The organism is Thermococcus henrietii, assembly GCF_900198835.1.
In the GTDB taxonomy this organism is placed as follows: Archaea; Methanobacteriota_B; Thermococci; order Thermococcales; family Thermococcaceae; genus Thermococcus; species Thermococcus henrietii.
Window position 1 is genome coordinate 819307 of record NZ_LT900021.1, and the last position, 24592, is coordinate 843898.

At 55.6% G+C, this 24592-nt stretch carries 18 protein-coding genes; 8 read left to right on the top strand and 10 right to left on the bottom strand.

Going from position 1 to position 24592, the window contains the following annotated elements; genetic code table 11:
* Positions 1-14 precede the first annotated feature (14 nt).
* The 6 genes from CS910_RS04610 to CS910_RS04635 form a co-directional block, all read right to left on the bottom strand.
* Positions 15-2192 carry a CRISPR-associated helicase/endonuclease Cas3 gene (locus tag CS910_RS04610; RefSeq protein ID WP_099209938.1) on the bottom strand — a complete coding sequence of 726 codons (2178 nt, stop codon included), beginning with the start codon at positions 2190-2192 and terminating at the stop codon, positions 15-17.
* Positions 2189-2806, bottom strand: a complete 618-nt coding sequence (gene cas5b / locus CS910_RS04615; RefSeq protein ID WP_099209939.1) for a type I-B CRISPR-associated protein Cas5b — start codon at positions 2804-2806, stop codon at positions 2189-2191. The genes CS910_RS04610 and cas5b overlap by 4 nt, the downstream gene beginning before the upstream one ends.
* Positions 2807-2810: 4 nt before the next feature.
* A complete protein-coding gene (gene cas7i, locus CS910_RS04620) occupies positions 2811-3899 on the bottom strand; it encodes a type I-B CRISPR-associated protein Cas7/Cst2/DevR (RefSeq protein WP_099209940.1) in 1089 nt (362 codons plus the stop codon).
* Positions 3896-5299: a type I-B CRISPR-associated protein Cas8b1/Cst1 gene (cas8a1, locus tag CS910_RS04625; RefSeq protein ID WP_099212428.1), complete on the bottom strand. Its 1404-nt coding sequence runs from the start codon at positions 5297-5299 to the stop codon at positions 3896-3898. Before cas8a1 ends, cas7i begins: the two co-directional genes overlap by 4 nt.
* Positions 5300-5375: 76 nt before the next feature.
* Positions 5376-6158 (bottom strand): CRISPR-associated endoribonuclease Cas6, encoded by a 783-nt coding sequence (gene cas6 / locus CS910_RS04630; protein ID WP_099209941.1) that lies wholly within the window; start codon positions 6156-6158, stop codon positions 5376-5378.
* 130 nt (positions 6159-6288) lie between these two features.
* Positions 6289-8514 carry a DHH family phosphoesterase gene (locus CS910_RS04635; RefSeq protein ID WP_099209942.1) on the bottom strand — a complete coding sequence of 742 codons (2226 nt, stop codon included), beginning with the start codon at positions 8512-8514 and terminating at the stop codon, positions 6289-6291.
* A 162-nt stretch (positions 8515-8676) separates the two neighbouring features.
* Here CS910_RS04635 and CS910_RS04640 point away from each other — a divergent pair, with 162 nt between their 5' ends.
* Positions 8677-10920, top strand: a complete 2244-nt coding sequence (locus tag CS910_RS04640; protein WP_099209943.1) for a methyl-accepting chemotaxis protein — start codon at positions 8677-8679, stop codon at positions 10918-10920.
* Here CS910_RS04640 and CS910_RS04645 read toward each other — a convergent pair.
* Together CS910_RS04645 and CS910_RS04650 are read right to left on the bottom strand one after the other, a co-directional pair.
* Positions 10917-12065, bottom strand: coding sequence for an MFS transporter (locus CS910_RS04645; RefSeq protein WP_099209944.1), 1149 nt, complete (start codon positions 12063-12065; stop codon positions 10917-10919). The genes CS910_RS04640 and CS910_RS04645 overlap by 4 nt on opposite strands.
* A gap of 106 nt (positions 12066-12171) precedes the next feature.
* On the bottom strand, positions 12172-13659 hold the full coding sequence (locus CS910_RS04650) for an S-layer protein (protein WP_099209945.1): 1488 nt from the start codon (positions 13657-13659) through the stop codon (positions 12172-12174).
* 55 nt (positions 13660-13714) lie between these two features.
* Between CS910_RS04650 and CS910_RS04655 the strand changes: the two genes are divergently transcribed.
* The 3 genes from CS910_RS04655 to CS910_RS04665 are packed head-to-tail and all read left to right on the top strand — an operon-like array spanning position 13715 to position 16000.
* Positions 13715-14233, top strand: a complete 519-nt coding sequence (locus CS910_RS04655) for a DUF2391 family protein (protein WP_223211973.1) — start codon at positions 13715-13717, stop codon at positions 14231-14233.
* Positions 14234-15259 (top strand): DUF3226 domain-containing protein, encoded by a 1026-nt coding sequence (locus tag CS910_RS04660; RefSeq protein ID WP_099209947.1) that lies wholly within the window; start codon positions 14234-14236, stop codon positions 15257-15259.
* A 39-nt stretch (positions 15260-15298) separates the two neighbouring features.
* Complete coding sequence (locus CS910_RS04665) at positions 15299-16000, top strand: HAD family hydrolase (protein ID WP_099209948.1); 702 nt, start codon at positions 15299-15301, stop codon at positions 15998-16000.
* Between the two features lie 8 nt (positions 16001-16008).
* Here CS910_RS04665 and CS910_RS04670 read toward each other — a convergent pair whose 3' ends face one another.
* Positions 16009-19941 carry a DNA polymerase domain-containing protein gene (locus CS910_RS04670; protein WP_099209949.1) on the bottom strand — a complete coding sequence of 1311 codons (3933 nt, stop codon included), beginning with the start codon at positions 19939-19941 and terminating at the stop codon, positions 16009-16011.
* Positions 19942-20023: 82 nt separating this feature from the next.
* Between CS910_RS04670 and CS910_RS04675 the strand changes: the two genes are divergently transcribed.
* Positions 20024-21379, top strand: a complete 1356-nt coding sequence (locus CS910_RS04675) for an RsmB/NOP family class I SAM-dependent RNA methyltransferase (protein WP_099209950.1) — start codon at positions 20024-20026, stop codon at positions 21377-21379.
* On the opposite strand, the gene CS910_RS04680 is transcribed toward CS910_RS04675, so the two are convergent.
* Positions 21376-21993, bottom strand: coding sequence for a TIGR00296 family protein (locus CS910_RS04680; RefSeq protein WP_099209951.1), 618 nt, complete (start codon positions 21991-21993; stop codon positions 21376-21378). The two genes, CS910_RS04675 and CS910_RS04680, sit on opposite strands and share 4 nt — an antisense overlap.
* A gap of 91 nt (positions 21994-22084) precedes the next feature.
* Between CS910_RS04680 and CS910_RS04685 the strand changes: the two genes are divergently transcribed.
* The 3 genes from CS910_RS04685 to CS910_RS04695 are packed head-to-tail and all read left to right on the top strand — an operon-like array spanning position 22085 to position 24577.
* Positions 22085-22393 (top strand): MTH1187 family thiamine-binding protein, encoded by a 309-nt coding sequence (locus CS910_RS04685; protein ID WP_099209952.1) that lies wholly within the window; start codon positions 22085-22087, stop codon positions 22391-22393.
* Positions 22390-23556 carry a DUF373 family protein gene (locus CS910_RS04690; protein ID WP_099209953.1) on the top strand — a complete coding sequence of 389 codons (1167 nt, stop codon included), beginning with the start codon at positions 22390-22392 and terminating at the stop codon, positions 23554-23556. Before CS910_RS04685 ends, CS910_RS04690 begins: the two co-directional genes overlap by 4 nt.
* Positions 23513-24577: a hypothetical protein gene (locus CS910_RS04695; protein ID WP_099209954.1), complete on the top strand. Its 1065-nt coding sequence runs from the start codon at positions 23513-23515 to the stop codon at positions 24575-24577. The genes CS910_RS04690 and CS910_RS04695 overlap by 44 nt, the downstream gene beginning before the upstream one ends.
* Positions 24578-24592 lie beyond the last annotated feature (15 nt).

A 24592-nucleotide genomic window follows, 5' to 3' on the forward strand; every position in this document is an offset into this window, starting at 1 on the left:
GTTTTTGTTGTAGTTCACAGTATATCCCCTCTCTCCCCCGGTTCCCGCTGGAGGCCCAGTTCCGGGCTGTACTCGAGCTCCGCAACCAGTACGTACTTCCCCGGCCCCCTGTCAGAGAGCCTGTGAAAGGCGTCACTTTCACTCAGGTACAGCCACATTGGAACGGGCACGAGGTAGCGGTGAACCTCGATTGACCGCCCGTGGTTAATCAGCTCCAAAACCCTGTCCTGGTAAATCCCGGGAACCGCTTCGAGGCCGCGGAACATCTCGTAGAATCTCCTCTCGCTCTCCCCGCCCTTCAGAGGCTTTAGGCCCCCGAACAGTTCGAGGGCCTGCTCCCTGTACGTTAACATCTCCTCCGTGAGCTTCCTCGCCAGCGGTTCATACGCACGGGTAACGAGTTCTGGAACCATGGATTCGAGGAGGGGCTTTCCGTTGAATTCCTCAAGGAGTTTGAGGCTCTCCTTCACGACCTCCATCGGGTACACCCTTTTGTCTCCGTCTCCACCCCTCGTCAGGATATGGACGTCCCGCGGTTCTCCAAATCCCCTCCTGTTCACCCTGCCGAAGCGCTGAATGAGCGCATCGAGGGGAGCAGGCTCAGTGATTATCGTCGAGAAGCTTATGTCGAGCGAGACCTCGACCACCTGCGTGGCAACGACGACGTCGTAGTCGTTCAGGTTCGCGAGGAGCTTCCTCTCCTTTTCCTCCCTGTCCCCGTAGGTGAACCTGCTGTGGAGGAGCATGGCGTTGTAGTCCTCGCTCAGGTGGGAATAAACCTCCATAGCCCTCGATACGGTGTTGCAGGCAACCAGAACCGGACCATCTGCCGGAACTTCCGAGAGCAGTTCCTCAACCTCGTCCATTGAGCCGTCTATGACGTTCACGCGGTGTCTTGTGAAGCGGTCGGCCTCTTCCGGAGGAGCGGTTAACAGTTTGGGGTTGAGAGCTTCGCGTAAGAGCTCCTCAAGGAACTCGGGCAGGGTTGCGCTCATCACGAGAGTTCTGGTCTTTCTCTCCCTCAGCAGTTCAAGCATCGCGAGGATTATTCCTAGGACGTTCGGCTCGTAGGCGTGAATTTCGTCGAAGATTAGGAGCGAGCCGGTTAGCTCCGTCAATCCCATCTCCGGAAAGCCGACACCGAAGAAAGGCTTCATGAGCTGGAAAGGTGTCGTGACCTTGAGGGGTGTGTAAATCTTCCGGTAAAGCGAGGAGAGGCGCCTGTACTCAAGCTCTGAGGAGTAGAGATAGAAGGCCGAAGAGCTGTGCAGAACCCCAACGAGTTCAGGCTCGCGGAAGAGGCCCAAAAGGCGCGAGTGCATGGCGTCTATGCTGGCCTTGTAGGGAAGGACGTAGAAGATTCTGCTCGCCACTCCCTTCTTGGTTCGGAAGGCGTTCCTGTCGGCCCAGAGGAGGGAAGCCTCGGTTTTACCATAGCCCGTGGGTGCGCGGAGGATTAGGTTGCCCTCAGTTTCTCCCGCCTGCCTCTGGAGGGGCCTCCAGCGCTCGGGCGGAACCCTTGCCTCAACGGCGGTTCTTATGTCAGACAGCAGGCGAACGGCAAGCTCACCGGCTGAAGCGAGGTGGTCAGAGGCATTGAGAATTCCGCGGAGGAATACGAGCTCGTTCCAGTACTTTTGGGAGTTCCGCTCATACCAAGTTAACAGGGCGTCAAAGTCGTAGGCCATAATTCTCTCGGCCCAGTCTTCTGGAGTGTTGAAAACACCCTTCCGCCTTCCGAAGAAGTACAGCTCCCAGTAGGGGACTCGCTCGAAGAAAATTCCCTCGATGTAGTCCCTGTTCTGGAGGAGCTCCTGCACCTTCTCCCCGAACTCTCCCCTGTGTTCCCGGCCCGGCAGCAGTTCCTCAAGCTCGTCGAGGGTTCTGTGGTGGGTGAGTATTGCGAGTGCAATGAGGTTTCTCTCGTCATCGGGGAGGTCGAGGAAGGCCGTGAAAGGTGCCGAGAGTATCTCGTGGCGGTAGCCCCACTTTCGAGGGTCTCTCTGGAACCCGCTCGCACACTTGCCGAGGTCGTGGAGAAGAACGGAGTAAAAGGAAAGCTCCCAGACGCAGGGGAAGAACTCCTCAAGCCACTTGAACGCACCTTTTATGCTCCTCAGCACGTTTATGGCATCGTTGGTATGGCACTCAAGGAAATCGTGCGGAAGGAACTTGGCGTAGCAGACCTTCATTCCCGCCACCTGTGGAGGTAAACGCCGACCCCAAGTTCCTCGTCGTAGGGGAGGTTCAGCCTCGGCGCTTTGCCCCTTGGAAACGGCAGGACTACGAAAGGTCTGACGAGCCTTGCCTTCCTCGGCGTTACCGAATAGTCGTACTCGACGACGAGGGCGTGAACGACGCCGGGAACTCCGAGGCTCACTGGAAGAACGGTTCCGCCGACCAGGGCTTCCCTTTCCTCCAGACTAACCTCTTTTATCTCCTCAACCGTCGCCACGTCGCTCGAACGGCCGAGGAGGAGCTGATACCTTGGCCTTCTGAAGTGCTCCGCCCACTCATCCGGGAGGTAGAGGTAAAGCTCGGCGTTGTAGAGGAATTCGCGCCTCATTATGTCCGTCTCGACCTTTCCGAGGGCGTAGATTTTTTCGAGGTCAAGGCCTTTACCTCCGCTCCTGAAGACGTAGCCGACGTAGGGGAGCTCGGTTAGGTAGACAGGCTCACCCTTCGCCGCCGAGAGGATTCCCTGAACCGTTGAGGGTGGGGGAACCGGTAACGTCGGCTGATGGCCCGATTGAAAAGTGGGATAGCGGAAGGAAGCAGTCCACGCCCTCAGTTTGACCCGTATCATGGGCTCACCCGTAGTAGGCTTCAATTTCCTTGGCAAACTCCTCTATTGCCTCTCCGACGGTGCCCGTGAAGACCTTAATGCCGGCTTTCTCCAGTGTCTTGGCAATTTCCTCAACGTTCCAGCCGAGGGAGCAGACGAAACCTTCGTCGTAGCCGATGTAGAGCCTCGCGTTCTCGGGGATGACCTCTTTGAGGTCTTTGAGCCTCTTCGCTAGGGCCTCGGCGTCGAAGCGGATTTCACCCCTCTCCTCGAAGACGAGGTCGCTTATGAAGGGGTTTATTCCGGCATCGATGTTGAGGAGCAGGACGAACTTCGGGGTCACGTCGGTGTGGTACTGGCTCTGCTTGGCCCCGCCGGTCAGGAGGCGAAGGGCCTTGATGGCCTCGGTGGCGCGCTTCTTCCGGATTTCAGGAGGCATAACCCACTCCCTGTCGCTTCTCTTGACGCCGAGTTCTTCAGCTATGCGCTCCATCTCCTTGATTTCATTGACGACGTCCTCGGTGCCCTTCTTTGGGTTGCCCTTCTTGTCCTTTGGCACGTCGTCCCACGTGAGGAGGTTCTTGAAGCCGGCCTTACTGATGGTTGTGAACCGTCCGACGGAGTCGAGGTCGAGCGAAAAGGCCCCCTTGAAAACCGTCGAGTAGAACTCCTGGCTGTAGGGAACGGGGTCTCCTTCATGCCTTGATGCGTAGCCCTCGTCAACCGTCATGGCGTTTCTATCCGGTAGTATCGAAATCAGGGGCGTGTTCTTGAGGGGAGAGACCCTCGTAACGGTGACGTTAACCTTTCCCTTCTTGAAGGCCCTCATGTAGCCGAAAACATCGTCGTCCGGGTACTTGAGCGGGTTCGCCGCGGTGAAGACCTGCTTCTGCTCGCGGTAGAGCGGGGAGAGCTCCCAGTTGAAGTGCTCCTTGAGGGTAAAGCGCCACCAGTAGCGCCAGGCCTGAGGAGAGACGTAGGGATAGCGCTTTCCTCCCCTTCTGAAAGTCTTAACCCTCGTGACGTTCCTGTCGGCGAGGCCCTCGTCGATTCCGAGCATGTTCAAAGCCGAGTGCGGTGCGTCAATCAGCACCATTCCGGTTGCAAACCTCATTCTTCCACCTCCCCAAGGCCGTAAATCCCAACGTCCTCAATTTCTTCAGCTTCTCCGGCCTCCTCGGCCTCTTCTGAGGCCTTCATCAGGCGGTCGTGGAGCTTCTCATAGACCCTGAAGAGGAGCAGGTGCTTGACGGTCCTCCACGAGACGTTAAGGTCCTCGCCGTAGGAGGTGAGAACCGTTGCAAACTCGTCAAAGGTCATCAGGGGCTTCTCTATCCCAAGCCTCTGGCGGAGCTTTTCGAGGTTCACGAAGAAGGCCTCGAACTGGTAGAGCCTCTCCGCTTTCTCCAGCTCCCTGACACGCCTCGAAAGCTGGTTGTCGGGGAGCTTCTCCAGCGTTTCGACAATCCTGTCGCCAACATCTCTGATAAACTCCAGAGCTTCCTTATCCAAACCCAACACCTCCGAACAGTAGAAAGACAAAAGCGACCATTTCGCGTTCGCACGGCGGTTTTTCACATCGATAAAGTAGGGCAAAATGCTCTCCTCGGCCAAGAGCCTGCCATAGACCTCATTGGCGTAGCTCCTCTCGTACTTCTCAAACTCCTCCTCAGCCGGCTTCTTTCTCCACCCCATAGCCACAATTCTCTTCCAGCCCCTTGGGTCCTCCCTGCTTGCGTGGGCGATGAAGCGTAGGACGGGCGTTGGGACGTGGATTATCTGAAGGTCTTGCCCCTGGTTGTTGTTCACGAAATAGTAAAGCGTTATTGACGCACTGGCCCAGAGGTCGTCGCGCTCCGTCTTCCTCGTCAGCTCTCCGAGGAGGTGGAACAGGAAGTTCTCCGGCCTCTTGAAGTCCCTCGCGTTTGAGGCGAGGAAGTTCTTCCTGACGTCGTTTAGGGCTTCGCCGTGGAGTTCGAGCATGAGCTCGTAGGGGTAGGTGTGCATCACGAGGACCCTTCTTCCCACCTTGTAGGCCACCAGCGGAAGGAACTGGACGAGGAAGAGGCAGTGAGAGCAGACGTTGAGGCCGTCCTTGGCGGAGGGGAAGTAGTTGGGAACTCCCCCAGTGCCGACCAGCGGGAAATCGGAGCGGTAGACAGGTTTTGGACGGGAGTGTCTCCTACCGCAGATTTCGCAGATTGGCGTGTTGGGGTCTTCAGGCTCCCCGAGGAGACCTCTGAGGTTTTGGGCTATGGCCCCGGGGATTCTCTTCTTCGCCATGCTCGGGTTGGCCATGAGTATTCCGCTGTTGGGGAGCATCATCGCGTGAATGTAGCCGGAACTCCACTCCTTGCGCGCGTAGAGCTTTGAGGCAAAGTCTATTGCCTTCTCGATGTCTTTTCCCGTGAGTTCTTCCGGAGAGTTCTTTCTGTTTATGAGGAGCAACGCAACAAGGCCAGCATCAACGAATGGGTGTCCCGTCCAGTGAAACCCGATTTTCTGTTTTTCCACCTTGTGGAGATTTTTAGCCGGGTGTTTGACTGAACCGCGGGAGGGTTTCCCCTTTGGATGGTCCTTCAAAAACACATCAAGAGGCTTCTCCTTTCCGATTTCCTCCACCTCCTCTCCTGCGTCCCTCCGGTTTACGCCCGTTCACCTTCACCATCCCAAACCCTATCGAGTTCTTCTCCCCGAAACCGGCGAGGTAGCCGGCCTTCAGGAGGCCTTCATCGCCTTTCGCGCGGAAGACTAGATGCCACGCGACCTGGTAGATCCCCCTTTTGACCTCGAAGCGCTTGGACTTGGCGTTGAGGACCTTCATCTCGAAGTCCTCGGGCGGATTCGTGCCGAAGATGTGAAGGTACTTCTCCCTGAGGTTCTCCTTAATCAGCTCGTAGAACTCCGGCTCGTCCGGCCCAAGGTCGTAGCTCCTCGGCTTTCCGAACTGGACCCTCTTCGTCGTCACCGCTATCGGTGAGAGGGTGACGAACTTTCGCCCGCTCAGTTTTTCCGGTTCCTTGACGGCCTTGACCTCCTCCACGACGAACTTTTCACCCCAGAGCTCGACCTCCGGCTTCTGAAGTATGCCCCCGATGAACGCCTCGGCAATGCTCGGCACGGCGGTGGAGAAATAGAAGTACGCTCTTCCGGAGCCCAGGAAGTACGGCCTGCACCTCTCCAACGTCCTCCTCTCGGTCATGAAGAGGGAGTACGTGAACAGCTTCGGCACCTTCGGCGAATGAAGGCTCAGGCTGAGGTCCGGATCAACGCGCTGGATTCTCCTGTAGATCAGCCCCTGGAGCTGGTGCTGGTGGTTGAAGGGAACGCGGTAGGATTCATTCTCCGGGAGGAGTCTTATTGCAAACCTCATGGGATCACCCGAACGGCTTATCTTCACACCCGATCCTTAAAAGATTTTCCACTGCAGAAGAAAAGATCCGGGTTTGGGGAAAGTTGGAAAGGAGAAGACAGATGGAGTTGAAACGTGCCGAAAGTCCCGATCACCCGACCCTCTTCAGCTTCACGACCTCCTTTGCGAACTCCTCCAGCACTTCCTTGCGCATGCCCTCAAAGAATTTGATTGACCCCGCGTAGCTGTGGCCTCCTCCTTCAATTCCAGCTGAAGGCAGCTTTTCCTGGAGCCGCGGGATTATCTCGTTGAGGTCAAAGCTGTAAGCCGCCATCCCGTCGCTCGCTCTAACCACGGCGAAGTCCGGTCCGTAGGCGAGGGTTAAGATTGGAGAATCCTCGCCGTACTTCTCCTTGAAGTGGTCGTGGATTAAACCGCTCAGCTTGCCCGGTGAAGGATAGCTGAACTTCGGCGCGAAGAGCTCGACATCGATGGTGTTGAACCTTATGCCGTTGGGCAGAACGACGCTCTTGACGTGCGGTAGAGATGCCTTCAGCGCTTTCTCCTGCTTCTCCTTGACCTCTGGGTAAATCGCGTTTATCAGCTCGCGGTGCCTCTGCAGGTTCCCGGTCAGGAGGAGAATCTCGTCTATTATCCCGTGCCCGTCCATGAACTTCCAGTAGAAGGCCTCGTGGTCTATGACCTCGGCAATCTTCTTCAGGTCTTCCTCGGTGAGGCCCTTCGCCTTCTTGGCAATCTCAAGGTACTGGTAGAACTCCGGCGCCTTGCTTCTGTCGCCGGTTCCAGCGATGGCGGGCAGGTGCTTTATCTTGTCCTCAACGTCGGGGTTGACGAAGCGGGCCACCTCGGTGGCAAGCATTCCGGCAGTTAGTTCGTAGTAACCGCGCTTGACGTGGTGCGGATTGACGTGAACATCGACGTACTCATCCACCTTAGCCTTGTCCTCGCTCACCCACTCGCGCGGGTCGTGGTGGTCTATGACCACTATTGGGACCCCGTAGGCCTTTATCCTCTTGTAGGCCGGGATGTCCTCACTCGTTCCGCCGTTGTCCACTATCACGACGAGCGGAAGCGGGTCGCCGAACTTCTCGTGGTCCTCGACCATGAAGATTATGTCCTTGAGCACATCTTCCAGCTCGTAGAAGGGAGCCCTGCTCGGTCTGCGCTTGAAGAGCTTCCACCTCGCCCCCGGGTCCGGCGAGATGCTCTCTATCAGCGGGACTATCGCGTATTCAAGGGCCAGGCCTGAGGTGTATCCGTCGGTATCCGAATGGTGCCTCAGGAGAATCGGCCTGCCCTCAAAGATTGCCCTGCGTATCATGAATGCGGCCTTCATAATCTTCGGCTTGAGCTTCTCTAAGACCTCACTCTGGATTAGGAAGCCAACGTCCTTCGGCTGGGCGCGCTTGTCGAGCTCGGCCTCTATCTGTTGCTTCACCCTCGCCGCGTCCGGCCCCCAGAGCCTTGCCATGTCGCTGACTTCAATCTGAATCTCGCCCGAGTGGAAGGCTATCTTGCCTATGACCTCCACGATGTCGCCGACGTTTATGTTCGGGTAGGCCCTCACTCCCGGCGCCTCAAAGGCGGCCGCCCAGGTTATTCCCGTTCCGTCGGTTATCGTGAAGACCGTCGGCCCGCCGGTGACCTGTATCTGGGTGACCCTTCCCTGTATCCTCACGGTCTTTCCGGCCATGTCCTTGCTGAGCTCGGCTATCGGCGTTACGGGCAGTTCCTTCTTGACGACGACGGTCTTGTAGTGCCTCTGGGGCGACTCGATGAGGTCTATCTCCCTCTTGTCGGGTCTGACGTCGAGAACCTGAACGATTATCTCCTGTCCCGGCAGGTACTCCCTTCCGCCGAGGAGGTCCTTCCTCTTGATTAGGCCGACGACATGCGGGTTGAGCTTGACGAAGACTCCGAAGCGCTCGACCCTGTCGATTGTCCCCTTGTAGAGACTGCCGATTTCAACGTCCTCGTAGTCGCAGGTCTTGTCGAGTATGAAGACGACCTTGTACTTCCTGAGGCAGTCCGGGCAGACCCACGTCGTTTCCATTCCCGGCTCCCAGGGCTCCTTTATCTTGCCACAGATGTCGCAGACGAGCACCTTGCCCGTTCCGCCACAGGTGGGACAGGTGTCGTAAACCGGGACGGTTCCCTTGCCGTGGCACTCAGGGCAGGGTATCTCATCAACCTCGTCCTCAACGCCGAGGTGGTCGAGGTTCCTGTAACCTTTCAGCTTGTCGCCTATCTTGAAATCAGCTGGAACATAGCCCCAGCCCTCGCAAACGGGGCACTCCTTCTCGCCGACCTTCACCTTTCCCGTTCCGTGGCACTCTGGACAGTCCTTAACCGCCATTCTCTCACCCCGCTTAGGTTACGGCTTTGGCTTAAAAACGTTAGCAGGTTCTCGCTTCTCCTGCCTCCATTTCGTGGTTCGAACCTACATGATGTCCTACACAAATCGCTTAAAAGGGCTAATTGGAAGATTTTTTCATGGTAAAAATGACGGAATGAGCGAATGGAGGGGAAGGCTTTGAGATTCAGGCAGAAGCTCTACCTGGTCCTCATCGGAACCGTCATAGTCATAATGTTACTTATGGCAACCGCTCAATTGAGGGGTATAGAGCGCATGGGCAACACCATGGAAAAGACCATGGGACCCACTATCACTGAACAAGCGGAGAAGATTGCCCTTCTCGAAAGCGAGAAGTACGCGATAACGATAGACGAAAAGCTCCGCCCCCTTCAGCTCGTGGCTGACTCTTACGCACACTCCATAGCGAGTGATTACGCCATAGACAACTATCTACCTGGCTACACTCAGAGTCCCAACTTCTGGAACACCGTTGAGAAGAAGCTAACGGAGCTGAGGGGCTCCGAGGGAGACATAATCAACGCTTACTACGCGGACCACACGGGGAGAATAAAAATAGTACCTCCAGCGAAGCTTCCCTCCGGCTTCAACGCAACCAAATCAACTTGGTACCGAAGGGCCGCTGAGAACGGCTCGTTCTGGATGGAGCCTTACAGGGACGTAATCACGAACAGAACCGTTATAAGCTACATAACCCCAGTCGTTTACAACGGAACCGTTGAGGGCGTTCTCGGGATAGACGTTGATTTCTCATCCCTTTTCAACGAGATTATCTCAACGAGGATTGGAAAAACCGGCTACCTCTTCGTTCTGAGCCCCAACGGGACCGTCATAATACATCCCAACAAGGCCCTGATTCACAGGGTAAACGTTTTCACGAACGAGAGCTACGCGCCCCTTGCCAGTGCCATGAAGCGCGAGGGGAAGGGCGTCGTCGAGATGAAGCTCAACGGGAGGCTCATGGTCCTCGCCTTCGCGAGGAGCAGGGTTACCAACTGGACTGTGGTTGCTATTGCACCGAAGGACGAGCTGATAGGCTCCCTCGTTAGTTCTCTCAACACCGCAAAGGCAGACGCGTCCAGAAACCTCCTCTTCAGCCTGCTGGCCGCCTCGGTGATAGCGGTCGTCCTCGTCATAGCGGGGATTCAGTACCTCAGAAAAGCGTTGAGGCCGATAGAAGAGCTCACAAGTGCCGCGGAGCTGATAGCGGAGGGCAGACTCGAGGAAGCCAAAAAGGTCGTTGGGTCAATCGACTACCCCTACCGCGACGACGAGATTGGAAAGCTCCTTACCGCCTTTGAGGCAATCTCGCGCGACGTTATCGGAACCCTCAACGGCGTCATTCAGAAGCTCGAACGCCTCGCCGAGGGTGATTTGAGCAACGGTTTGAGCGTAGAAGCTAGGGGTGACCTGAGGAACATAATAAGCGCCCTCCGCGAAACGTCGGCCAAGATGAGAACGCTCATAGGGAACATAAGGCGCATAGGCCTTCTCCTTGACCAACAGGCGGGGGAGCTGGCGCAGATTGCTGAGAACGTCCGCGGCTCGATGGACCAAGTGAGCGAGGCCATAGAGCAGGTCAGCGTCGAAGCCCAGAGACAGCAGGAGAGCATCAACGAGATTACCGAGGGAATGCGCCTCGTTGCCCAGGTTACAGAGGAGACCTCGAGCATAATGGAAGAGTTTGAGAGGGCCGTTGAGGAGGTAACGAGGACGGCATCCGAGGGCGGACGGAAGGGCGATGAGGCCATACGGGACGTTGAGAGCATCAAGCGCTCGATGGACTTCATTGACGAGGCGGTGAGGGCCGTAAGTGAGATGAGCAAGAGGATAGGTGAGATAACCCAGACGATAGGGAACATCGCCGAGCAGACGAATCTCCTGGCTTTGAACGCCGCGATAGAGGCGGCACGTGCTGGAGACGCAGGAAAGGGCTTCGCGGTGGTTGCCCAGGAAATCCGCGGTCTGGCCGAGGAGAGCAAGGAGGCCGCGGAAAAGATACGCGAAATCATAGCCGAGATGGACGAGAAGGTCAGGAGGGCCGTTGAGGAAACGAAGAAGGGCGTTGACACGGTTTCAAACTCGACCGAGACCCTCAAGGAGAGCCTTGGCTACCTCGGATACATAGCTGAGATGATTGGCTCGATAGGCGAAAGGGTCTCTGAGGTAAAGGAGCAGGCCGAGAGGACGAAGGAGGAAGTCGAGAAGGCCCTTAGGGCCCTTGAGAACCTCGCCGCGAGCGCCGAAGAGACAACCGCCTCTGCCGAGGAGGTCAGCTCGGCGATGCAGGAGCAGAGGGCTGAGATAGAGGCTCTAAGCGAAGAGGCCAGGAAGCTCAAGGAGATAGCGCGGGAGCTCCGCGAGAACGTGGAGCAGTTCCGCCTCTAATCCTCTTTTTTGAAGGTTTCCCAGAAGACCGCCATCGAGAGCGAGTAAAGTAGAGCCGTTATGAAGAAGGGCCATGTTAGTGAGACGTCGAAGATGAAACCTCCGATGAACTGGCCCACTCCAAAGGTGGCCGTCCAGGAGAGGTTGTTGAGCGCCATCGCGGTTGAGCGCTCCTCCTTGCTGAAGAAGCCCATCATGAAGGAGCTCCATATCGGGTTGACGATGTTCATCAGGATTGTCCTGACGGTGTAAAGGAGTGCTGCGACCGGGAAGCTTGGGGAGAGGGGCATGAGGGCTATCAAAGCGCTCGCGCTCCCGTTGAAGGCTACGATGGTCTTCACACTGCCCATCCTGTCCGCGATTATGGGGAGGATGAACGTGCCGAGACCCATTATAAACTGCTGAACCGCGAAGAGCCAGCCGATGCTCTCAAGGCTCGTCCCAAAGCGCTGGTTGAACCACAGCCCAACGTAGGGTATCGCTATTCCGGCTCCAAGGCCTATTAACGCCTGTGGAACCGCGAACTTCGCGATTCTCCGGAGGATTTCTCCCCGGAGCTTTATCCTCCTTCCGCCGTTGAGTACTGGTCTCGTGGGAAGGATTACCAGAAAGCGAAGGGGAATGACGAGGAGAACAAGGGCGAACGTTTCCCTGTACGTCAGCCACCGGGGGAGAACTCCGGCGATGATTAGTCCAATCGCCGAGCCGATGGTTCCAAGGGCAGAGGACAGGCTGAACAGGTAGTGCCTCTTCTCGTCGCTCACTTCTCCGCTTAGGAGGGAAGTAAAGGACGGGCTCTCGAAGGCGAGACCGATTCCAACGAGGGCACCGCCGATGGCCAGGGGCAGGAGGGAAGGAAATGCCACCTGGATGGCTCTCCCCGAGAACATCAGCCCCAGTCCGAGGAGGATGGAGCGCTTGTAGCCGAGCTTAGCGCTCAGGGGGCCTGAGAAGAGGAGTGCCAGTGCCTGTGCGAGTGTTGATGCCGAGAACACCACACCGACGTCACCGTAGGTGTAGCCGAGGGACTTCATGTAGAAGGGCAGGATGAACCACGCTATGTTCCCGCCCAGCCAGGCGATGAAGGAGTAAAGCACAAGCAACCAAGCATCCCTGGAAAATCCCCTGTACTTCTGTAGAGACATGAACGTTTAGATGGCTGTCGAGTATATAAAACTTGTGAGGGAGGGAAGGTAGCTGAAGGTTAAAATGGCAACGGGAAGCTGACGGCAAAGAGGAGAAAGACAAAAATCAGCCGAGAGACCCCATAAACTCCTCAACGGCCTTCGCAGTTTCGCGGTAGGTCTTCCCCGCCAGTATGACGACGTAGTAGTTCGGGTTGTAGGGGTTCTTGAGCTTGGCCACAATGTAGCCCTTGCTCATAAGCTCGTTCTTGAGCTCGTTGACCTTGTCTGCGCCGTAGACTTTCTCAAGAACCTCCCAGGCCCTGTTGCTAACCCACCCTCCGATTATTATGACGTTCTTGTCCTTCGGAAGGCCGTTGTCGAGGATGTATGTGTCGTTGACTATGAGGGAGTTTACATCGTTCGTCGCCGTCACCGTCGGGGCTGTCACTGAGACGGTTCTGGTAACGTACGTTGTTCTGATGAAGCGGTAACCTTCTATCCCAACGACGTTCCCGTTGTCATCTTTTTTGTAGACGGCGGTGAACTTTAAGTTCCATCCCGGAATGGGGATGTTGATGGACGTTCCGGGCTGGAGGTAGACCTCGGGGAACTTGGGGTTGCTCGCGTTCACGTGGAGGTAAATGGAGTACGTCTTCTCTTCGCTGTTAATGTGCCAGACCCACTGTCCACTGTAGACATCGCCGCTTCTGTGGGTCTCCTTCAGATGATAGTACCAGTACCGGTATATGACCGCCTTGGAGCCGCTTATCCCCGTGAAGAACTCCAAGGGGTTTATGACAACGACCTCTTGAACTCCAGACTGCAGGAGGGTTTCAACTTCCTCCTTGGGAAAGGAGTCGTAGGACTTAAAGACGTCTTCGCCCGCTTCATGGCATATCAGATAGTATTTGCCCTCGTCCATGACCTCAAGAAAAACCCCGTCTGGGTAGTGGACGTCAACGAGCATCTCGTTCGTCTGCTCGTTCATGTCATGAAAGTACAGCCAAATGCTTCCAAGGTACAGGCTAGTGCCGATATCGCTTGAGTTCTGGGTGACGTTTACGAGCCTATAAATGTACAGCGTGTTCACGTTATCGAGCTTTGTGTAAACTAAGACGTTGTACTGGTTTGAGCCGAGAGGTACCAGGCTCTGGTTGAACGTTACACTTATGCTCCCGTCCCCGAGCTCGGCGGTTCCCGAGTTGGGATTGTATGCTATCCTGGAGAAGTTCACGGCCAGGACTATGCCCCCGTTGCTGAGGTTTTTGGTCAGGGGCAACCCGAGGTCCGGCATGTCCCTGCTCGTAAGGATGTAGTACTGGTTCTCGTCCGGTATCACCACGCTGTGGTACTCCACGGGCACGACAACGCTCTTTGTGTACGTTTTCTCGCTTATCCCCTTTAAAACTAGAAAAGCACCGAGTCTCGCCCCAGCTATTGCATCCTCATTTATGTGGAGGGGGACTTTATTGACCACCTTCGTGGTGGGCAACACGATTATCGTGTTCGCTGAGTTGAAAGGGGCTCCCGCCGTTGTTCCCAAGGTGACAACCAGCATCAGCAAAAGCCCGAGGAGCATCGAGGCTCTCTTGTGTCCCATCTCACCCACCATCACGGTTTCCACCTTCAACCTTTATTAACCCTTCCCGGAACTTTGAAGTGCGATGATGAGTGAATCCAATGCTGACGGGATGATGAACCCCGAACCTGAGCGCGAGGTGGTTGAACTGGAAAAACTCCGGAAGAGCGTTGAAGAGCTAACAAGACAGGTTGCCAGGCTGGAGGAAAGGAGAAAGCCCGACTCCCTCGGCTGGGACGACATAGCGCAGGAGATAGTCGGCGCGATAACCTTCGCGCTCCCCTTCATCTTCACGGGCGAGGTCTGGGACGTGGCAAAGGACATCTCGGTCGAGCGCTCGCTCGCCATCTTCCTCATGACGATTGGCCTCGCTTATCTGTTCCTAACGAAGGCAGGACTCGGAAACCTGAAACGCGAGGAAATCTTTCACGTCCCCAAGAGGCTTATAACCGTCGCCCTCATCTCCTACGCCGTTTCCGCGGTTCTAATCTACCTCTTCGGCATAGACTACATAGCTCACTTCGACGCGGTTCAATACTTCAACGCGACGGTCATAATAAGCACCTTCGCGGTCATAGGCGCGATAGCGGTTGACATGGTGAGGTGAATGAAAGTAATAACAGGAAAGCGCTGGGAGGCCTTCGCCGATGAGAATGCCGTCCTTTTTCCCGAGTACCAAAAGAACCGAGACGAGCTGATTAACTTCGTGAACTCGCTGAAGGGCGACGAGACCATCGTTACGGCAAGTCTGGAGCTGGTGGACCTGATAGCGAACCGCTTTAGGAAGGGCGAGGAGAACGTTCTAATCTATTCGGACACGGGGAGGAGCATAACGCTCAAGGAAGCCTACGAGCTGAGGAAATACCTCGATTTCGATGTTCGCGGGGGCTTCTCGGGGGAAATGGCCAAAACGAGCGTACTCTTCGTTGAGGGAAAGACCGACGCCAAGTTCTTCAAGGCCGTCTTCAAGAAGCTCTTCGAGTTCAGGGAGAGTCAAAAGGCCCCGTACCAGTTCAGGTTTATAGAGCGCGTCTTTGAGCGCGACAACTTCGACCTCCTCAGACGGGAATCTGACGGGGCTTACCTCGCCGTTATCCCGAGCGAGGGCAACTCCGGGGTGATTAGAAACCTTGGAAACTTCCTAAAAGCCATGGAGGTCTTTGATTTCAGCGTTGAGAGGCTCGGCGTTGCGGTTGACATAGACGAGAGTAGGGAAAGCGCCCTCGCCTCGATAGCTGGGAAGCTCTCGGGCTTTGAGCATGAAACTACGGTGAGGGGCTATCTCGTCGGGAAAACCGAGGTGATTCCGCTCGTTATCGGACTGCCCTTCGAGGACGAGCTGATAGAGTGGAAAAAACCGACGGTCGAGGACCTGATGCTCCACCTCATCGAGCGCGAGGGACTGCTCGACAGGGTCAGGCCGGGCATTAAGGCCCTCAACGAGAGCCTCGGGAGGAAGCTCAAGCCCAAGGAAGTCATGTATCTGGCGCTTTCCGCATACGGACACTGGGGCAACCTCGAGGGCTTCTACGAGCTGTTCGTCATGCGCTCCCGGTTCAGGAACCTCAAGGCGGTTCTGAGGGAAGCCGGACTTATGGAGGGCCTCAGATACCTCGCATTTTCAGAGCGCTGAACTTTTAAGTTTTCCCTCCAATTCCCTTCGGTGATAAAGGTGAAGCTCGTCTCATTCGACGTCTGGAACACCCTCCTCGACATAGAGGTCATGCTCGATGCCCTCATGGTGGAGCTGACGAAGCTCATGGGGGCATGCATACTCGACGTGGCCGAGGGAATAATGCTGACGCGCGAGAGGATAAAGGCCATGCGCGCCAGAGGTGAAGGCGACCCGAGGCGGGCCTTGGAGGAGAGCCAGGAGATGCTGGCAGATTTACTCGGAATAGACGTCGAGCTGGTGAAGCGGGCCGCGGCAAGGGCGGTCCTCAAGGTCGATGAGGAGATGGTGCTCCCCGGAACCAAAAAGGCTCTTGAGGGCGTCAAGAGGAAGGGCCTGAAAGTTACCGTCACGGGCAACGTGATGTTCTGGCCCGGCTCGTACACGAGGCTTCTGCTCGAGCGCTTCGGGCTCATGAACTACATCGACAAAACCTTCTTCGCCGACGAGGTTCTCGCTTACAAACCCCTGCCAGAGATGTTTAGGAAACCTTTGGAGACTTTCAACGTGAAGCCTGAGGAGGCCATACACATCGGCGACACGAAGGCGGAGGACTTTGAAGGTGCATTAAGGGCCGGCCTCTGGGCGGTCTGGATTAACCCCGAGGCCGAGGGCGTGAGGAGAATCCACGAGAGGGGCTTCGAGGTGCCGAGCGTCGAGGGGATTCTGGAGGTTTTGGAGAGAATAGAAAACGGGAAATAACTCGCCTATTACTTCTTCACCTTCAACCAGGCCCCAAGTCCGACCTGCTTCGTCTTCTGATACCTTAAGTCTTCCTTCCGGTAGCCGAAGGCTTTTAGAATCCTCTCAACAGCGGGGAGAACCTGGTTCTCGATGTAGTACTCCGCATCGTAGCGGTGCTTCGTCGGGTCGAACTCGTCGGCGGGAATCGCCCTGTCGCCTATCCTTCCAGAGCCCTTTAGGACGATATAGCTTATCACCGTGCCGGGCCGGATTTTCACTCCTCGCGCCGCGAGCCTCTTAGCAACGGCAACGTGCGGACCGGTGGCTTTGTAATCCTTCAAATCGCGCGTTATCTGCTCGTGGATTACCAGCTTCTCGGGCGGGACTTCGTACTTGCTCAGCTTTTCCGTCACTTCCTTGACTATCCTGACGGCCTCCTCGACGTCACCGTGCTTGAGTATCGCCTCGAGAACCCTAGCCTGCGTCTCCTTCGCTATCTCGCTCCAGTCGCGCCTTACAATCTCAAGGCCCCTCGTGATTATCTTGCCCTCCTCATCTATCACCGCGTACTTCTTCTTCGTGACGAAGAAGCCCCTCACGTAGAAGCCCTCGTACTCAAGTTCGAGCAGGCCGGGCAGTTTTGGATTAATGTATCTTAAGAACTCCTTTGCTTTTTTCTTGACTGTTTCAGCGTCTGCTCCGGGAATAGTAGCATGGAGACCGTCTGTATCGGCATAGAGAACTTTAAAACCGAATTTTTCTTCGAGTTCCCGGATAACCATTTCTATGTACTCCCTTCCCCATGCCGTAACGCTCTCGGCGCACTCCTTGCAGTACCACCGGGCCTTGGCGTAGCCGTAGTAGCCGTAGTAACTGTTGTGCGCGTAGAGGAGTCCAAAGCCAGCCAAAAAGTTCTCGTCCTCCTCGACGCTCAGGTCGTAGACGTGGCCTTCATAGTGTCTCTTCTTGACTTCCACGACCCTGTCGAGGACGATGTCCCCACTGATTAGCCATTCTATTCTCTTGGCCTTCTCCCCGTCGAGTCTTCCGTTATCAACGAGCTCCCGGAACTTTTCGTAGCTCATGTTCTTCTGGAAGACCTTACCGAACGTTTCCTCAAGCACTTCCTTAGGTATGACGTGGGAATAATAGGCGTTCTTTTTCTTTTTGTAGTCCGTGAACGGAAGCTCCTCGTTAACGTAGACCCTGTAAACTCCGCTGTCGTATCTAAGCCTGATGGCAGAGACGCCGAGGGAGTTGAGGAGAAGGACCAGGCCGTTCACCAAAATCTCGCTCTTTGTCGAAAGGCGAACCCTCTTGTTCGGGTGAACGTCGCCATCGCCGATGAAGTATCCCTCAAGGAATGCCCAGCGCACGCTCTCAGGAGATGTGAAGATTACCTCTGGAACCCGCTTGTTCTCCGCTAAAGTCCCGCAGAGAGCCTCAAAGATAATGCACGCCATTTTCTTTGGAATCTCGACGTAGTTCTTCCCACGCCTCACCTTTCCAAAGAACCTTTCTGAGAGACGCTCCATGTCGTCGAGAACGCTCTCATCGTTGTTGTAAAGCTTAACGGAATAACTCCAGCCGTTCTTTGGGTTCCTCTGCTTGCCCGCGTAGCCCTCGCTCACGTAGTAGCCAAGGAGCTTTGCGAAGTTCTCATCGACCTCTATAAACGGGCTCATCCTAAAGCCGTTTCTGGTTCCAATTTTCCACTCCTTCAGCTCCTCCTCAGGCATGAGCGCTATAACGTCTCTAACGGCGTTGAATTCGATGAGATACTCCTTTCTATTGCGGTTGTATCTGACGGCTTCCACCAAGCCCTCGTAGAGGGTCCTGTACTTTTTGAGCCCTTCCCCGTCGATGATTTCGTAGCCGATTTTCCTGAGTTTTACGTATCCGAGCTCCTCCAGGTGCTTCAAGTAGCGCCTCGCAGTTCTCGGCCTCTTTTCCTCACCGAAAATCCACCGGAGGGTTCTGAGCATTCCCTTGAAGAAGTTCTTTCTGCCTCTCGTCGGAATCGTCAGTACTATGTCCTCCGTTTCTTCCTCCGGCAGTTCGAGAAGTAGTTGGACAATGTTCAACGTTTCCTTTCTTTCGGGCAGGCGCACGCGCTTTGGAACCGCGAGGAGGTCTCCGGCTCTGATTTCCCCTCCAGTTACCTCCGCGAGCTCCCCATTCCTGTAAGCGAAAAGGCTGTGGCCCTCTGTTACGGTTATTCTCCTGCCTGAGCTCAGGGTTATCTCGTAGACGTTTCCAGAATAGCGATGCCTTATCAGGGCTTTCACTGGCATTAGGCGGGCTTTCTTGGATTTCCTGTCAAACGAAAAGGCGTGAATTCCACTGACCTCCAGAACCTCAGTGTTTCCGTCCCTTTTGACCCGCTCCTTTTCGTCCTTCATGAGTCCATCAACGAACTCGCCAATCCTGACGAGCTTGATGTCTCCGTTCTTAACTACCGGAATCCATTCCTCTGGCAGGAGACTGTTGGCTAAGATTTTGATAGCCCTCTGCCTGTAATCGAGGAGCTTCTTCTCCAGCGGGTCAACCGTTGCCTTCATCTTCCGCTTTATCTTCTGCCTCTCCTCGAGCAAGTCTCCCAGGAGGCTCGGTATGAAGCCGGGGAAGTCCTTGCAGAACTTGTGTCCAACCTCCGGGGCGACGTCGTACTCTTTACAGCCCTCGCGGTTGAGCGTGTCCGGCGAGACGTTGTGGGTTATGATGATTGAGGGGTACAGCGAGCGGAAGTCTAAATACACAATATTGTCCCATAATCCTCGCTCTGGTTCTTTAACGTACCCGCCCGCGTAGCCCCCGCGCCGCCTCGCGAGCTCCCTCTCGTCGGGCTTGTTTGGGGCGAGCTCGTTCCTCTCGTAGGCCTTCCGCAGGAGGAACCACTCGACGAGGTTGCCCGTGCTCGAGCGCGAGACGTCCCAGAGGCTCTGGCCTATTAGCCTGGAAAGCTGGGCCTCCATCGGGAAGAACTCCCTTCCAAGCTCGTAGGTCACCTTCGCGTCCTCCATCGAGTAGCGGGCGACCCTTTCAAGGCCCTCCCCGCTCTCCCAGGCCTGCGCTATCTCCTCGGCGTAAACCTTCTCCTTGGGCTTTCCAAAGATTGCCTCGTAAACGGCCTCAAGGGTGTATGTCGGGAGGTTTATCGTGCGCCTTATGACGGGATAGAGGTCGAAGTGTATCCTGCCCTTCACCTCGACGGCAAACCTGTCCCCCATGCGCTGTATCTTCGGCTCGCTCCCATCTCTGCCGAGTGTGAACTTTATTCCGAGCTTCTCACAGCGCTTCTTCAGGTAGGTGAAGTCGAAGTTGTCGCCGTTGTATGTGATGAGCACGTCGGGGTCTTTCTCCTTAACAATCCTGAGAAATCGCTTAATCATCTCCTTCTCGGTCGAGACGACGTCAACGTACGGAAGGTCAATCTTCTTCCAGGTTATGACCCTCGCCTCTCTCCCGTCGGCGTAGCTTATCATGAGGATCGGGCCCTCGGCGAACTCCTCGCCCTCGTGATAGAGCGTTTCGATATCGAAGGCGAGCATCGTGAGCTCCTCGTCGCCCTCCATCGGAATCAGGCCCTTGTCGATGAGGTAGCGCTTGGCAAAGGGTATGTCGTACTCGTAGATGTCAACGACAGCGGGGTGGGCGCGTATCCTGTCTCGAATCGCCGGGACGTCCTGAGGATGGTTGAAGTATAGCTTCCAGACCTCTATCGGCCTGCCGAGGAACTTCTTCTGCACCTTCTCGGCGCGCTTCACCCTGACGACCGTCCCGTGCCTCTTTGCGGTTACCTTCTTGACGTCCTCTATCGCCGAATCGTCCTTCAGGAGGGCGTAGAAGTAGGGCTCGAAGGTTCTGTCGTACTCGATTTTAAACTCGCCGTTCTCCTTTTTGAAGACCCTTATCACGGGCTTCCCGTTCTCGGTGATGTAGTCGGTATCGAGAATCATGACTCACACCTAAGGTTTTATCGAATCGGGGACTAATAAACCTCACCGCCACCTTTTTAAAGCGCCCCGCGAAGGGCCGAGCATGGAGCTGTTTTACAGGGTGAGCTTTCAGGAGGTCGTTGCGGACGCTTTGAGCCTAGTTGAGGAGCGTGAGCTCTCCTCCAAGCACGCCCTTGAGCGGGTCTTCCGGAAGGTTGCCGGAAAGGACAGAGAGAAGGCTCGCGGATTGGCCCACGCCTACGTCTTCGAGATTGAGAAGTGGAAGGGGAAGATAGACTTCATCATAAACTCCGTGCTGAAGGGTTCGAAGGTGGAAGACCTCGACCCCTATCTCGCCAATCTCCTCCGCATCGGGACGTTTGAAATCCACTTCCGGAAGGTTCCTCCCGCCATAGCTACCGACTCCGTCGTGAGGGTCGTTAAGGAGCGCTTTGACTTCAGCCGGGCGAAGTTCGTCAACGCGCTGATGCACTCGATAGAGAAGTTCGACGTGGAGAGGGCATTGAAACGGCTCAAGGAGAGGGATAGGATTGAGTGGCTTTCTGTTCGCTTCTCCCACCCGCGCTGGTACGTTGAGTACGTGATAGAGCTTCTGGGCTACGACGAAGCTGTAAGGCTTCTCCTCAGCAACAACAGGCCTCAGAGGTACTACGTTCGCGCGAACACTCTAAAGACCGACGTGGACTCACTGAGAGATTACCTTGAGGAGAACGGTGTGAGAACCGCCTTAACTCCAGTCCCGGACGTTCTGAAGGTCCTCGACTACAAGACGCCGGTGACGAGGCTTGGCTGGTATAAAGAGGGGAAGTTCGTCATTCAGGATTTAGCGAGCGCTTACGTCGCCCACGTTCTCAACCCAGAGCCTGGCGAGAGGGTTCTTGATTTGGCCGCTGCCCCAGGTTCAAAAACTTTCCACGCGGCGGCACTGATGGAGAACAAAGGCGAGATAGTCGCGGTGGACTACTCCTACGACAGGCTGATGCGCATGAAGGAGAAGATGAAGCTCCTCGGAATCAAAAACGTCAAGCTGGTTCACGCGGACGGGCAGAGCTTTAAGGACAAGGCCAAGTTCGATAGGGTAATCCTCGACGCGCCGTGCTCGAGCTCGGGGACCTATCGGCAGTTCCCCGAAGTTAAGTGGCGCTTCGACGAGAACAAGATTAAGCGCATAATAAGCGTCCAGAGGAACATGCTCCGCAACGCCCACGAGAACCTCCGTGGTGGAGGAGAGATGACCTACTCAACGTGCTCAATCAGGATTGATGAAGACGAGGAGAACGTCCTCTTCGCCGTCGAGAGGGTTGGACTGGAGCTTCTCCCCCACGATTTCAGCTGGGGCGATAGGGGCTTCCTCGAAATCGGCGATAAAGTCTTCCGCGCGTGGACGCACAGGCACGACTGCAACAGCTTCTTCATAGCGAAGATGGGAAAGGGTTAAACCAACGGCTTCCTCCTCACAGGTCCCCTCGGGTACTCCTCCTCGAAAATCTCAGCGGTGAAGCGGTAGACCTTTGTATCCGGGTCGAGCCAGCAGTCCGGTGGCAGGCCGGCCTTCCAGCAGGTCTGGGCCAGGAATTCTTCCTCGTCCCAGCCCCACTCTATCGGCACCTGCGGGAGCAGTAAGCCCGAGTAGATGCCCTTCTCGATTATCAGGCCGTCCCTGCCGACCTTTATCTTCCTCGGCCTCTCCTCTGGTGAGCCTTCGATTAGTTCTGGCGGAGTTAGAACGCTCACCTCAATTACCAGGTCATCGAGCTCGCTCTCCCTCACCGGCGGGAAGCGCGGGTCTTCCACGGCCGCGTGGATTGCCGCCTTAATCGTCGCCTCGACCAGCGGGTAAATCGGCAGGGGGAAGCCTATGCATCCCCGGAGCGCCATCTGTGGCGGGACGTTGTGGCGGTTGAGGGTCACGAAGACGCCCATCTTTTCCCAGAGCTCCGGCGGTGTGTCCTCTGGAGGTTCGATGACCCTCCCGTTCCTCACGTACTCCTCGATGGCTTTCCTCGCGAGCCTGACGAGGAACTCGCCCCACTCGTCCTTAATCCTGTACATGGTTCCCACCCGTTAAAATTACCTCTCGTTAGTTTATTAACCTATCGCAACCCTTAAATTACTTCGTGAGGAGATTAAGGCGGTGTCGGGAATGGTCATCGTCGAGTTCGTGGTGGTTCCCCTTGGGGAAAAGAGCCTGAGCAGGTACGTCGCCGAGGTGATAAAGCTTTTAGAGAGGAAGGGCGTTAAATATCAGTTGACCCCGATGGCCACAATCATCGAGACTGACACCGTTGGGGAGGCTTTTGAAATAATCGAAGAGGCTCACGAGCTCATGTTCAAGCTCGGCGCCGAGAGGGTCTCGACGACGGTGAGAATAGACGACAGACGCGATAAAGAGCGGCACATGGAGGACAAGGTTAAATCCGTCCTCGAAAAGGTTGGAGAGGTGCGAGGATGAGGGTTCTCGTTCTGGCGATAGACAGGGACGACGACTTTGGCAAGAAGGCGGGCGTTAAGGGTCCGGTCATAGGGCGAGAGGCCTGTATAGACGCCGCCCTAAAGCTCAGCCTGGCCGACCCGGAGGACAGCGACGCGAACGTCGTTTACGCGGCCGTTAAGCTACGGGATGAGCTCGAGAAGAAGGGGGAATTCGACGAGGTTGAGGTCGCGATAATAACCGGCCACCCGAAGGTGGGGTTAAAGAGCGATATGGAGCTCGCGAGACAGCTTGAGGAGGTTCTCAAGGTCTTTCCGGCTGATGGAGTTATCCCCGTTACCGATGGGGCCGAGGACGAGCAGATTTTCCCAATTATCACCTCGAAGGTCCCAATCATAACCTCCCACCGCGTCGTAGTCAAGCAGAGCCCTGGGATAGAAACAACCTGGTACATCATCGTCAAGTACATGAAGGAAATCCTGAGCGACCCTGAGGTCGCGCGCGTCGTCTTCGGAATCCCCGGCTTGATGGCGCTGTCGTATGGAATAGCCAAGCTCGTGGGTGTGTGGTATCCCGAGAGCGAGAAGATAGTCTCAACCGTCATCTGGGGGACCATCCTGCTCATAATCGGCGGGATATTCTTTACAAAGGGCTTTAACTTCAGCCTCGGACGGTTTCTTGCGTCCATACGAAGAGCCGTCGTCGAGCAGTTCATAGTTGTTCTGTCCATCATCGCTGGAATCCTTGTCATAGCGAGCGGTGCGATAAACGCTTACCTCAACTTGGAGAGTTATTCGCTCAAGCTAATCGGTAGCTACCCGGGAACGTCACTCTTGGCGACCCTGATTTATCTCAACGCCCTGGCGGGCTCGATTGCCTTGGGCATAGCGGTCATGATGGCTGGGAGGGTTATACAAGCTTACCTCAAGAAGGACCACCACATCTGGTACTACACGTCTGCCCTTCTCATGACGCCTGCCCTCTGGGTTACTATTGACCTCACCACCCGCTACGCCCTCGCGATACTGACGATTTCTGACATAGACGTCTTTCAGAAACTGCTCTTCGCGATTGCCGACGTTGCGCTTGCCGTTGTGGTTGGTGTTTACCTCCGTGGAAAAGTTAAGGGATGGATGAAGGTTGAGACTGGAGGAAGCGATACGGGAGTACGAGCTGAGGCGTGAGGAAGGCCTGAAAAAGGCCGAAAAGCTCAGAAAGAAGTACAATAAGTGGCTTGGTAAGAAGAAAAAGGAACTTCTCAAGGCCGTTGGGAAGCTGGAAAAGGCCAAGCCCCCCAAGAACGTGGACGAGAGGCTCCTCCAGATAGTTGAGGCAGACAGGAGGAACTACGTAAGTGCGATGAGGCACGCCGTTGAGGGAATTCAGACCATCGATGACCTCGGAAAGCGTCTTCCGGACCTCGCAAAGGTTCACGTTGACTACGGAAAGCACGTCATGATTCTCTTCGAGAAAGAGGTCTACGCAGTCAATTCCCTTCTCAAGGAGCTCAGCGAGGGCTACACAGAGTTCAGGGAAGAGGTCGAAAAAAGCGTCCCGCCCGAGATTGATGTCGTGGAGAAGCTTGAGGAGCTTAGAAAGGCTCAGCATGAATTCCAGGCCAAGAGGGATGCACTTTCAAAGCTTGCCCGCGAGCTCGAGGAGGAAAGGAAAAAACTCGAGTCCCTCCTTTCATCGGAGGAGTTCGCGAAGGTTGAGGAGGAAATTCGTGAAGTTTCTTCTAAGATTCGTTCAATCGAGCTTGAACTCCGTTCGAAGGTCTCAAAGCTCCAGAAACCGCTGAAGAGGATGCGTCTCGGCGGAATAGCCGATGAGGTTGCCCGGGACAGCGGGGTTGCCATTGAGAGGTCCGATGAGTTTCTCTCACTCCTCCTCAAGGTCTATCCAAGGTTGGATGGAAAGGCAAAGAAGGCCGCGGAGTGGTTGATGGAAAACCTCGACGATAAGCTGTCCGAGCTGAGTGAACTTCGTAGGGAGCTGGAAGGGCTTGAGGCACAGCGGGAAGAGCTCCTGAGAAGCGTTAAACCCGTTCAGGATGAACTCCTTGCCATAGAACGGGAGCTGTCCCTGCTGGCGGATGACGTTAAGAAACTCGAGAGAAAACTTCTGAGAATCGAGGCCGAGCTCAAGGAGGAGTTGAAGAAGCTGGAGGACTACCGTGGGGAGAAGGTGGAGGTAAGTTTTTAAGTTAGGCTTCCCTAA